Genomic DNA, 12,370 nt, shown 5'->3' with positions numbered 1-12,370 from the left:
ATCTTCTGGTTGTAGGCCAGGCCCTGCCCGCCGACGTTGGACCCGAGGGTGCCGACGTCCTTGAGACCGATCGACAGCTTGAAGCCGACAACCTGCCAGCCGAGGAACCGCTTGCCGTTCGGGACCTTGACCCCGGCCGGAGCCTTCAGCTCCTGCTCGGCCGCGGCCTTGTTGTCGCCGGGCTTGTGGTCGCCCCAGCCGCCACCGGGCTTGTTGTCGCCGGGCTTGTGGTCGCCCCAGCCGCCGGGCTTGTGGTCGCCCCAGCCGCCGGGCTTCGCGTCGCCGAAGACCGGCTCGACCGCGAGCTTGGACCAGCCCGTGGTCTTGTCGGCCTCAAGCTTGGCCTTGTACTTGAGGGCGTCCCACTTGCTGGCGAAGGTCTTCGACACGAAGCGGCCGTGAGTGCCGTTCTCCGTGGGGATGACGCCGTTGTAGACCGTGACGAACGCGTAGTCGCGGTCGCCGTCCTCGTACACGCTGTAGTCGTAGTGCGTGTAAGCGGTCTTACCGACGTAGATGCCCCAGGGGGTCTTGCCCTCGTAGTAGCCGGGGATGAAGACCCACTTGTCCAGCGTGGTGGCGTTGGACTCGGTGTCGTAGACGCAGTGACCCGCGGTCGCCACCAGGTTCTTGTACTGGCCCTGGACCGAGGTGGCCGAGCACCAGTGCGGCTTCTTGTCAGCGCCGATGAAGAACACCTTGCCGGTGGTCTTCGGCAGGTTGACGTTCTTCAGGTTGCCGGAGGCAGCCTTCTGGTCGCCGCTGGAACCCACAACGCCGGCCTTGTCGTCGGCGGAAACGCCGCCGGTCGACACGTGCTTGGTGGGGACCGTGGTCTCCACCGCGTACGGGGTCGCGTTGATCAGGTTGGCCTTGGCCTGACCGAACCAGAACGCCGCGACCTGCTGGGCCGCGAGGTTGGTGTTGGCCAGGTTCACGCTCGGGATCGAGTCGGCCTGAGCCGGGGCAGCGATCGCAGCGGAGGCCAGCAGGCCGGCCGCGATCCCGCCCAGAGCGAGAGTGCGCTTCATAACATTTCTCCTGGTCTGTCGTGAGGCGTCACTTGCGCCCCATCCGTCAGTGAGGAACGAGGAGAAAGCTATAGGACGAAAAGAGGGGGCGTAAGAGGGTTCGTGACCGTCTCATGACGGGAGGCGTTGCGGGCGGAAGCGGTCGATCGGGGGGTGGCGAACCATTTTGGCTGATCATCAAAGGTGTCCAAGGGGCCTCCGTTACGCTCCGCGTTGGACCGCTATAACGGTCGATGTGACCTAAATCACAGTTTCGAGGGAAACCGAAGAGGTGTGAGATCACGTCAAAGCCCTCACACGCGGGGTGATCCGGTAGCTTCCAGCAGCCGCGACAAACCCCGAAAATGGGACGAACGGCACTATTTGTGACCATCGGTAAGAGGGTCGAGCCGGGGTTGGTCCAGACCCGTCGGCCCGTCGGGCGCTGATCCCGACAGCACGGCAATCGGTGGGTGCGCGAGAGCGGATCGTCGGCATCGAGCGATCGGCGGCCGGCACGGGAAGAGACCGCCCTGGCGGTGGGGGGCACTCCTGCTTCGGCTCTGGTGGAAGCATCCCGAGCGATCGCGATCGGTTCAGGCGTCGTGCGGAGGAGTGCGGCGCCGTCGTGGTCGGAAGCGGCCTGCTGGAGAGCACTCGATCGGCCTCGTCGACAAAGGCGCAGTACGTCGAACTTTGTGCGGAAACGGGAAAAGGGCCCGGCTGGGTGCCGGGCCCTTTCCTTGACTCTGCTTTACCGGGGGGAAGATCAGACGATCTTGCCGGACCAGTTGGCGGCAGCCTGCTTGTAGACGGCCAGCGTCTCACCGTCGAAGTACGGCGACACGTTGGTGTCGATGCGGCTGTTGCCGTCGGTGTCGGAGACCGCGATGGTCACACCGTTGAGGTAGCCGAGCCGCTTGGTGTTGCTGTAGCGGTACAGCCACGCGGAACCGATCGAGCCCTCGCCGGTGAAGGAGGACTTGATGCCCACCAGCTCCTCGGCCTTCAGCGAAGCAGCGCTCGCCTTGAAGGTCTTGCCGTAGGCCCACTTCTGGGTCTTGCCGGTGAAGGCGTAGTTGCCGTCCGGGTGCGACCCGCTCGGGTAACCGAACTCGAAGATGCCCGTGCCGATCTTCTGGTTGTAGGCCAGACCCTGACCACCGACGTTGGACCCGAGGGTGCCGACGTCCTTGAGACCGATCGAGAACTTCTTGCCCACGACCTGGTAGCCCTTGACAACCTTCGCCGTGAACGTCCGGCTGAAGTAGTTGTACTCGACGGGGCCCTGGTTGCCGGGCTTCCAGTCGCCGGGCTTGTGGTCGCCCCAGCCGCCACCGGGCTTGTCGCCGGGCTTGTGGTCGCCCCAGCCGCCACCGGGCTTGTCGCCGGGCTTGTGGTCGCCCCAGCCGCCACCGGGCTTGTTGTCCTTCCGCACCCGCCAGAACAGGGTCTTCCCGTCCTCGCTGATGTAGGAGTCCTTGTCCTGCTTGTAGTCCTTCTTCTGAACCACAGCAGGCTCGGAGGCGGAGGTGCCCCAGGCCCACGGGCCCTTGCCGGTCAGGTCCTTGCCCTTGTTCCAGGCCTGGAACTCGGCGACGGTGACCGGGGACGGCTGACCGAACCGCGAGAGCTTGCTGGCCTCGACGATGCGGAGCCTCGAGCCGACGGTGCTCTTGTCGCCCTCGAGCTTCCGCTTGGCCTTCCAAGCCTCGAGCTTGGTCTTGTAGACCTCGGACGCGTACTCGCCGGCGCTGGTGCCGCCCTCGGTGGGCAGAACGCCGTTGTAGACCGTGACGAACGCGTAGTCGCGGTCGCCGTCCTCGTACACGCTGTAGTCGTAGTGCGTGTAAGCGGTCTTACCGACGTAGATGCCCCACGGGGTCTTGCCCTCGTAGTAACCGGGGATGAAGACCCACTTGTCGAGGGTGGCCGCGTTCGACTCGGTGTCGTACACGCAGTGACCCGCGGTCGCCACCAGGTTCTTGTACTGGCCCTGGACCGAGGTGGCCGAGCACCAGTGCGGCTTGTGGTCGGCACCGATGAAGAACACCTTGCCGGTGGTCTTCGGCAGGTTGACGTTCTTCAGGTTGCCGGTGGCGGCCTTCTGGTCGCCGCTGGAGCCAACCGTGCCGGCCTTGTCGCTGGCCGACACGCCGCCGGTCGACACGTGCTTGGTGGGGACCGTGGTCTCCACCGCGTACGGCGTGGCGTTGATCAGGTTCGCCTTGGCCTCGCCGAACCAGAACGCCGCGACCTGCTGGGCCGCGAAGTTGGTGTTGGCCAGGTTCACGCTCGGAATCTGGTCGGCCTGAGCCGGGGCGGCGATCGCAGCGGAGGCCAGCAGGCCGGCCGCGACACCACCCAGAGCGAGAGTGCGCTTCATGGATTTCTCCTGGTCTGTCGTGAGGCGTCACTTGCGCCCCATCCGTCAGTGAGGAACGGGATGAAAGCTATAGGACCGATTGGAGTGGCGTAAGGGGAATTGGTTGATTCGCCTAATGCCTTCACCCGTGAGGCCGACAATCGCTTCCTGAGAGGTAGCTGAATATCTGCTGATCATGGCCTGTATGGAGCGGCTTCTGTCACGGTGTGTCGCGGATCGGTCACCCGCGAATGTGATCTAAATCACAGGTTTAGATGAAACCGGGAGCCCAGGGGATTGCGTCGGAGTGTGCCCTTTCGCCTGGACCGTGGTTCGGGTGACCGGGCCTGGGGCTCACGCGAAGTGATCAAGGAATGGCGCAAAGCAGCACGTCGATCCCACTCGCCGGTTGCGGTGCGACCACGTCCGGCCCGGCGCGCGTCGCCTCGGAGCTCCCCGTTCCTGCCCCGTCCCGCGAGGGGGAGGCGCGTGAGGCCGGTGTCCCGACGATGGCGCCCGGAGCCCTGCCGGCCGCTGCCGAGCCCTCCTGTGGAGGGGTGTGCCATGGGGAAAGCGGCCTGATCCGATCGGTGAACCTCGCCGTGCCCCGAGCAGTGATCGGGAGAATGGCGCGCAGGTAGCGGGTGGTGCCGGATGTGAATTCGCCGTAACGCTCGCCCAGGAGGTTTTCGGGCGGCGAAACGGGCGTTCGGCAGGGGTGCGGGTCGGCGATTGCGGGGAACGCTTTCGGGTGGCCGGCCGCTGGCGCGCGCTTGTCGCAGAGAACTCGCAACGGTAGAGGCCGAGCATGCTCGGCGGGCGTCCCCGCGTCGCAGCGCGTCCAGATATCCGCAGGTCGTATCGGTTATGAGGTAGCGCTTGGCTTCATGGAGCCGGTCGTTTTGCAACGGTCCCACGGTCGTGCGTCGCGTGATGGGAGAAGCGCGGCGCGGGTGGTCGCTATGTCGTTCGGCCGGTTTTCCCTGCTATCGGAACAGGTGAGGGTGGCAATTTCTGGGACGCGTATCGCTCCTCGTCGCCCACTGATCAAAACGCTTTGCTTCGCTTTTCTCTGCGTGATATCGGACTCGGTCATCCAGCATTCCCCGCAGATCTCGTTTCAGTAAATCTGATTTCCGTTGACTTCTTCGCTCGCGGCCGCACCGGTTTTCTTCAGGTATTTCCCGGGGTGCCGCGACAGGCGATCCCTGTCGCGCTGACGATGCCATCCCGACACGATCTGTAAGTGCGCGCGCGTATTCGTACGCCGTACAAGTGAATTGCCGGGGATACGCGTGATGTGGTGTCCGCGGTGTGGTGCCCACGGGCGGGTGAGGCCGGTGCACACGTGCCACCGTGCCGCCCCGAAGACTTCCGCGTGAGGGAGAGCGCCTCAGGATGGCGCTGAACGCCTTCACGAGCGGCGTTGCCCGCGCCGAGTGACATCCGGCGTGCGTCGCCGCCCGTCGCTCGTCTCGGCGTACAGCGAATGGGCAAGGCGGGAGGTAAGGGAGGGGTGCCGGCATCGTCCTCGGCACGGCCCGTGGAGACGGCTTGAGCTCGTGGGACACAGACGACTCGCGAGACAGACGACTCGCGGGACAAAAACGAAAGGGCCCCGCTGTGGACAGCGGGGCCCATCCTCATGCCAACGGAAAAGGCCCGGCTGTGAAACAGCCGGGCCCCATCCTCACGTCAGGAGTCGGAGACTCAGACGATCTTGCCAGACCAGTTGGCGGCAGCCTGCTTGTAGACGGCCAGCGTCTCACCGTCGAAGTACGGGGAGATGCTGGTGTCGATGCGGCCGTTGCCGTCGGTGTCGGCGAGGCCGATGGTCACACCGTTGAGGTAGCCGAGCCGCTTGGTGCTGCTGTAGCGGTACAGCCAGGACGAGCCGATGGCGCCCTCACCGGTGAAGGAGGACTTGAGGCCCACCAGCTCCTCGCCCTTGATGGCCGCGGAGCTCGCCTTGAAGGTCTTGCCGTACGCCCACTTGAGGGTCTGGCCGGTGAAGGCGTAGTTGCCGTCCGGGTGCGACCCGCTCGGGTAGCCGAACTGGAAGACGGCGGTGCCGATCTTCTGGTTGTAGGCCAGGCCCTGACCACCGACGTTGGACCCGAGGGTGCCGACGTCCTTCAGGGTGATCTTCAGCGTGCCGTGGGGCCTGTGGTCGTCGTGGCGAACCGACTTCGCCCAGAACGTCCGGGCGTAGTACTTGTACTTGGGCCGGTGGCCGTTGTCGTCGCAACGGTCGTGGCCACGCGAGAACCTGTCGCCGTGGTCGTCGCACCAGTCGTGCCCGCGGTCGTCGTGACGCTTGCCGAACTCGGGGGTCGGCGCGCTGGTCTGCGCGGCGAAAGCCTCGGTGCTCGGCGAGGCCGAGGGGCTGGCGGAGGGAGAGCTGCTCGGCTCGGCCAGAGGCGCGAGCTTCCTGTCATCGTCGCCCTTGCCCCAGCCGCCGTGGCCGTGACCACCGTTGCCGGGACGGCCCGGGCCGTGGTGCTCGTCGTCGCCGCCCCAGACCTTCTTGCGGAAGTACAGGGTCTTGCCGTCACGGCTGACGTACGAGTCCGAGTTGCTGCGGTAGGCCCGCTCGTTGATCTCGTTGGTCTCGGCTCCGGTGCCCTTGGCCCAGGGGCCGTTGCCGGTGAGGTCCCTGCCCCTGTTCAGGGCCTGGAACTCGCGCACGGAGACGTTCCGCACGAACGAGCGACGGTCGTCGTGGTCGCGGCCACCGCGGTACCTGCCGTCGTGGTCACGTCCGTCGTACTTGTCGTGGCGGCCGTGGTCGTAGCGGTCGTCGTAGCGGCCGTGGTCGTAGCGGCCGCGCCGGTCGTAGCTGACGTCCGTGACCTGGACGCCGTTGTAGACCGTGACGAACGCGTAGTCGCGGTCGCCGTCCTCGTACACGCTGTAGTCGTAGTGCGTGTAAGCGGTCTTGCCGACGTAGATGCCCCACGGGGTCTTGCCCTGGTAGTAACCGGGGATGAAGACCCACTTGTCGAGGGTGGTCGCGTTCGACTTGGTGTCGTAGACGCAGTGGCCCGCGGTCGCGACCAGGTTCTTGTACTGGCTCTGGACCGAGGTGGCCGAGCACCAGTGCGGCTGGTGGTCGGCGCCGATGAAGAAGACCTTGCCGGTGGTCTTCGGCAGGTTGACGTTCTTCGTGTTGCCGGTGGCGGCCTTCTGGTCGCCGCTGGACCCGACCGTGCCGGCCTTGTCGTCGGCGGAGACACCGCCGGTCGACACGTGCTTGGCGGAGATCTTGGTCTCCACGCCGTACGGCGTGGCCTTGATCAGGTTGGCCCGCGCCTCGCCGTACCAGAACGCCGCGATCTCCTTCGCGGCGAAGTTCGTCTTGGCGAGGTTGATGGACGGGATTTGGTCGGCATGAGCCGGGGCGGCGATCGCCGCGGAGGCCAGGAGGCCGGCCGCGACCCCGCCGAGAGCGAGAGTGCGCTTCAAGTGGATCTCCCTGGTCTGTCGTGGGGCGTCACTTGCGCCCCATGCGTCAGTGAAGGAACGGTGGGAAGTTATAACGAGAAAGCCTCTGAAAACAGAAATTTCAGAGTTTCCTCTCCGCACCCGCAGAGTCTTCGCCGCGTGGCGGTGGCGGCGTCGCCGCGGTGGCGAACGTCCCGTCTTCGCTGATCACGGAGCATCCGCACGCCCCCGGCCGGGACCTGGGCTGGAGCGATCCAAGGGGTGGGTGTGACAAAAATCACACCTGTGGTGAGATATCTGGACTGGCCGGAAATGAGTCAGCGCCCGGCTGACCGGTGGTGCGATTCAGTGTCGAATGCACCAAAAGCGACAAATGGAAGAGATTGTCATCTCTCGGCCCTGACGAGGGCGTTTCTCTGCCTTCACTTCTGCCGTTTTTGTCGGCTTTTGCCGTTATTGCGATGCTGACGGGTCGTGCCTCCCGGGCGAACCCCGCCGGATCAGTGAGCGGCCGAGTCGGAGGCGTCGAAAGGGACCAGAAGCGTGCGCAGCAGGCCGGCGAGCGCCTGTTGTTCGTGTTGTTCCAGGCCGGCCAGCAGTTCGCGTTCGCGGCGCAGCAGATCGGCGAAGGCGGCGTCCACGCGCTGCATCCCGGCGGGAGTCAGCCGCACCAGCACACCGCGCCGGTCCTCGGGGTCGGGCCGCCGGACGACCAGCCCGGCGGCCGCGAGCCTGTCGATGCGGTTCGTCATCGTGCCCGAGGTCACCAGGGTGGCCCGCAGCAGCGCCCCCGGGCTCAGTTCGTACGGCTCGCCCGCGCGGCGCAGGGCCGTCAGCACGTCGAACTCCCACGACTCGATGTCATGGGACGCGAAGGCCGCACGGCGCTCGCGCTCCAGGTGCCGGCTCAGCCGGGAGACCCGGCTGAGCACCTCGAGAGGCGTCACGTCCAGGTCCGGACGCTCCTGCTTCCAGGCCGCGACCAGCCGGTCCACCTCGTCCTCGACGGGCCTCGAGAAGGTCATGCGCCGAGTCTAGCTTCTCTTGACGTCGAGATATCTCCCGCGATATCGATTAAATCTCGACATCAAGATAGTGGGGGTAGACATGAGCGCGGACATATGGGACCCGGAGGTCTACGAGCGCTACGCGGCCGAGCGCGGCCGTCCTTTCCACGAGCTCATCGCCCGTGTGGGCGCGCGGTCGCCCGAGTATGTGGTCGATCTGGGATGCGGCACCGGGGAGCTCACGGCGACCCTCCGTGACCGCTGGCCGGGGGCCCGCGTCCACGGCGTCGACTCATCGCCCGCGATGATCGCCAAAGCGCCGCCCGGGCCGACGTTCGAGGTGGCCGACGTCCGCGACTGGCGTCCGCCGCGCCCGGCCGACGTGATCGTCTCGAACGCGCTCCTGCAGTGGATCCCGGAGCACCCCGACCTGCTGCGCCGGTGGAGGAACCACCTCACCGAGGGCGGCTGGCTCGCCTTCCAGGTGCCGGGTAACTTCAACGCGCCGAGTCACGCCGTCGTGCGCGAGCTGTGCCGTACGACCTGGCGGGAGGAGCTGGGCGACGTCCCGCGGGGCGTGCCGGTCGGGGATCCGGCCGACTACGTGGACCTGCTCTCTGGGATCGGCTTCACGGTGGACGCGTGGGAGACGACCTACGTGCACGTCCTGCCGGGGGAGGACCCGGTGCTCGGCTGGATCAAGGGCACGGCCCTGCGGCCCATGCTCGACCGGCTGCCGCCCGAGCGCCACGCCGACTTCCTCGCCGACTGCGCGCGTGTCCTGCGCGAGGCCTACCCGCCCAGGCCGTACGGCACGCCGTTTCCGTTCCGGCGGATCTTCGTGGCCGCACATCTGTGAGGTTTGTTCACCTTCGCGTGGCAGTATGACCGCAAACCGGGACACGCAGGGGGAACGGTGGCGCTGGAAATCGAGGACAAGTTCGACGTTCCGGAGGGCTTCGCTCTGCCCGATCTCGGCGGCGTGCCCGGGTGCGAGCGGGTGGCCGAGCCGCTCTCCCACCGGCTGACCGCCGTCTATTTCGACACCACCGACCTGCGTCTGGCGGCCCGTGGTGTCACCCTGCGCCGGCGGCGCGGCGGGGACGACGAGGGCTGGCACCTCAAGCTGCCCAAGGTCAAGGGCGCCCGCCAGGAGATCACCCGGCCGCTCACCCGCAGCGCCACGGTGGTGCCCGCCGAGCTGGCGAGTCTCGTCCTCGCGTACACACGTGGTGCCCCGCTCGCCCCGGTGGCCCAGCTGGAGACCCGGCGCGGGGTCACCCGGCTGCTCGGGCCGGGCGACACGGTGCTCGTGGAGATCGCCGATGACCGGGTCAAGGGCACGGTGCTGGGGGACGAGCCGGTGGTGCGGCGCTGGCGCGAGGTCGAGGCCGAGCTCAAGGAGGGCGGACGCGACCTCCTCAAGAAGGTGGCCAAGCGCCTGCGCAAGGCGGGCGCCGCTCCCGCCGAGAGCGCGAGCAAGCTCGCCCGCGTCCTGGGTGACCGCATACCCGCGCCGCGGCCCACGACCCGGCCCGAGCCCGGGTCCGCCGGGGAGGTCGTCGTCGCCTACCTCCGCGCTCACGTCGCCGCGCTGCTCGCGCGGGACCCGTACGTGCGGCTGGCCGAGGAGGACGCCGTCCACAAGGCCAGGGTCTCCTGCCGCCGTCTGCGCAGCGCGCTCAAGGCGTTCAAGCGGATCGTGGCCGGCACCGAACGCCTCCAGGAGGAGCTCAAGTGGCTCGGCGAGGTGCTGGGCGAGGCCCGCGACCTGGAGGTGATCCGGGCCCGCTTCGCCGCCCGCCTCGACGGGCTCGACCCCCGCTTCGTCACGGGGGACGTGCGCCGCCGACTGGGTGACGACCTGTCGGCCAGGGAGCACGACGCGTACGGGCGCATCCGGGCCGCGCTCGGCGGGGAGCGTTACTTCGCGCTGCTCGACGCCCTCGACGCGCTGGCCGCCGACCCGCCGCTGACGGCGAAGGCGGCCAAGGACGCGGACAAGGCGCTGTCGAAGATCGTGGACAGGAACTGGCGACGGGTGATCGACGCCTACGACGTGGCCCGCGGCATGGAGGAGGGCGAGGAGCGAGAGACGGCCATGCACGAGGTGCGCAAGGCCGCCAAGCGCGCCCGATACACGGCGGAGACCGCCGGCATGTCCGGCGTGGCCGAGCGCGCCGAGCAGGTGCAGGAGGTGCTCGGACGGCACCAGGACGGCGTCGTCGCCCAGGGCGTGTTGCTGGAGGAGGCGGAAAGGGCCAGGCAGGCCGGGGAGGACACCTTCACCTATGGCGTGCTCGCGGGCATCGAGAGCGCCGAGGCGGCCCGAGCCCACGAGGAGTTCCCCTCCGTCTGGTCCCGCCTCGTCTGATCGCCGCCGGTCGCCCGCATCGGGGTCGCCGTAATACGCGGGAACAATCGGGCGCACTCACACCGGTCGTGCTGGGCCGGGCGGGTCGACCAGCTCGATGCCGATGGCCACGACGCCCAGCGCCTCCCGCTCGGGCGGATAGATCTGCCGGATGTTGGCGAGTTGCTCCTCACGGGTGGCCATGGGGTTGACCGAGGCCACCGACTCGTGGTCGAACATCTCCTCGAAGCTGGCGTATCGGGCCACCTTCGTGACGCGGGTGAGCACCTCGTCACCCTGGCAGCGAAACCGGATCAGCGAGCCCTCCTTGATCTTCTTGCGGCTGGAGTCGTTGACCCGAATCTCCGTGGTCTTCTTCCCCTGGACGATCAAGTCGAAGTAGCGCTTGTAAATGCCCATCTCGTGGGCGCGGACGGGCAGAGAGCTCGGACGGACGGTCATCAGGCGGCCCAGCTCCTTGACAGTGAACGAACGGAAAAAGTGCTTTGGGTCGGTCAGCAGCTCGCCGACCAACCACACCAGCGCGTCGACATAGTTGTCGACATCCCCAGGCCAGGCGGTGGTGTCGAGCATCCACGGCTCGACGTCGGCGGGCAGGACGCCTTTGCCTTGCTCGCGCAGCAGCGACTTGGACAGCTTCGCCCCGGTCGGCGCCAGGACTTGCGGGGTGAAGATCCGCATCGGCATCGCGGCTGGCGGGGTGCCGAGTGCGCCGAGGGCACCATCGACGAGTTGGCAGCCGAACGCCCAGTCACCGCCCTTCATCATCACGTGCAATGTGCCGGAGTCGCGGCCGAGCGCGCGTTCCTTGACGAGGTTCCGATACAAGGTGGCCAGGTCCAGGTAGGGCTGGTCGTCCTCGGGGTCGATGTGGACCTCGTAGCCACCGTGGTCCAGGCACACCGCGGTGAACGTCGCACCGTCCTCATCGAGCCGGGCGAGCTTGGTGCGGTCGGCGCGCTTCTCCGCCCATCCGCACGCCGGGCACGGGACGCGGATATGTACCACGCCGTGGGAGGGAGCCATCCACCAGCGGATGTCCTCGATACGTTCCAGAGTGCGCAGGAACTCCGCCCGGAAGCCGGGTGTGGCCTGCTGGTCGGTATAGGTCTCGATCGCGTACTCGGTAGCGGTCGCCTCCGACAGTGAGTCGAAAAAGGCCCGGTAGTAGCCCTCGATAAGCTCGCCGATCTTGTCCTTGCCCAGAGCGTGGAAGTAGGTCTGCTGGTAGGCGTGGTGGGTCTCCGGGTCGAGCACCACGTCGTAAGGGGCGTTGTCCAGCGCACCGAACCGCACTGTGGTGTCGATGGAGAACTCCCGGCGGGCGATTTTGGCCAGCAGGAACGCCGCCGTCTGCACCAGGTTGGTACCCAGGTGTGGGGCGCCGTTGATCTGCGTGCCGACCACGAACTCGATCTGGATCGGCCGCGCCGCGAGCACGCGCGGCCGCAGGAGGTCGATCGAGCGCAGCAGCGCGTTGGCCAGAACGCTGTTCGGCGACAGCAGCAACCTCGGCTTCCCGGATTTCCCGTTGCGCAACAACGGCATCACGCTCCTCTGCTCGGTTTGGGCAGGCGCAGGTTCGCGCAGATGAAGTCCAGCCGGGCTGCCGCAGAGTCGGCCGGGACGAAAACCGGCTGGTAGCCGGCGTCGTAGTAGCCCTGCACGATCAGCTCGTGCACCCGGCGGATCTCCCGGTCCTTGGCCCACACGATGTCGTCGGGGTCCTCGAAGGTGTCCAGCGGGTCGAGCACGAAGACCGCGTCGTACCGGTACAGGCGGGTCGCCTCCTCCAGTTCGCGGGTTGGGCGCAAACCGAAGAACGCCTCCCACCCGTACCCGTCAGGGATGCCCCGGTTGTAGAGACGGATGCCGTGCTTGTGGCTGGTGTACTCGGCGATGAACGCCTCCAGCACCTCCAATGAGTACTCGCGCCGGTCCTCCCGGCGCAGGTGCCGACCCAGCCGTTGGCGGTGCTTGCGGTAGATCTCCCGGCCGGGTTCGTCGATCATGCATGGGATGCCGGCGGCGTGCACGGCAGCGATCAGATCGTCCTTCCCAGAGGAGGGGCCGCCGGTGATGACGTAGCGGCGCGGGTCACCCGCGGCTGCGGCCTCCAACGCGGCGGCCAGGGCGGTGGTGCTGGTGGTGGTCACTGCGGTGATCCGTT

8 protein-coding genes are annotated in these 12,370 nt (G+C 67.3%); 2 read left to right on the top strand and 6 right to left on the bottom strand.

The window, feature by feature from the left end:
- The 4 genes from AB0O28_RS27370 to AB0O28_RS27355 form a co-directional block, all read right to left on the bottom strand.
- Positions 1–1,031: hypothetical protein (locus tag AB0O28_RS27370; RefSeq protein WP_363644930.1), on the bottom strand; the 1,031-nt coding region annotated here is incomplete at its 3' end.
- Between the two features lie 748 nt (positions 1,032–1,779).
- Positions 1,780–3,396, bottom strand: a complete 1,617-nt coding sequence (locus tag AB0O28_RS27365) for a hypothetical protein (RefSeq protein ID WP_363644928.1) — start codon at positions 3,394–3,396, stop codon at positions 1,780–1,782.
- Between the two features lie 1,689 nt (positions 3,397–5,085).
- Entirely contained in the window at positions 5,086–6,840 is a 1,755-nt protein-coding gene (locus tag AB0O28_RS27360; RefSeq protein WP_363644926.1) for a hypothetical protein, read from the bottom strand.
- Positions 6,841–7,319: 479 nt separating this feature from the next.
- On the bottom strand, positions 7,320–7,844 hold the full coding sequence (locus AB0O28_RS27355) for a MarR family transcriptional regulator (RefSeq protein WP_363644924.1): 525 nt from the start codon (positions 7,842–7,844) through the stop codon (positions 7,320–7,322).
- Positions 7,845–7,926: 82 nt separating this feature from the next.
- Here AB0O28_RS27355 and AB0O28_RS27350 point away from each other — a divergent pair, with 82 nt between their 5' ends.
- Entirely contained in the window at positions 7,927–8,685 is a 759-nt protein-coding gene (locus tag AB0O28_RS27350) for a trans-aconitate 2-methyltransferase (RefSeq protein ID WP_363644922.1), read from the top strand.
- Between the two features lie 57 nt (positions 8,686–8,742).
- A complete protein-coding gene (locus AB0O28_RS27345) occupies positions 8,743–10,200 on the top strand; it encodes a CYTH and CHAD domain-containing protein (protein ID WP_363644920.1) in 1,458 nt (485 codons plus the stop codon).
- 57 nt (positions 10,201–10,257) lie between these two features.
- Here AB0O28_RS27345 and AB0O28_RS27340 read toward each other — a convergent pair whose 3' ends face one another.
- Positions 10,258–11,748: an ASCH domain-containing protein gene (locus AB0O28_RS27340; RefSeq protein WP_363644918.1), complete on the bottom strand. Its 1,491-nt coding sequence runs from the start codon at positions 11,746–11,748 to the stop codon at positions 10,258–10,260.
- Positions 11,748–12,356 (bottom strand): ATP-binding protein, encoded by a 609-nt coding sequence (locus AB0O28_RS27335; RefSeq protein ID WP_363644916.1) that lies wholly within the window; start codon positions 12,354–12,356, stop codon positions 11,748–11,750. Before AB0O28_RS27335 ends, AB0O28_RS27340 begins: the two co-directional genes overlap by 1 nt.
- Positions 12,357–12,370 lie beyond the last annotated feature (14 nt).

Origin of the sequence: Microbispora sp. NPDC088329 (assembly GCF_040685655.1) — a bacterium.
Taxonomy (GTDB): Bacteria; Actinomycetota; Actinomycetes; order Streptosporangiales; family Streptosporangiaceae; genus Microbispora.
Note: the sequence above shows the minus strand (reverse complement) of the source record. Positions and strands in the feature narration are given on the sequence as shown.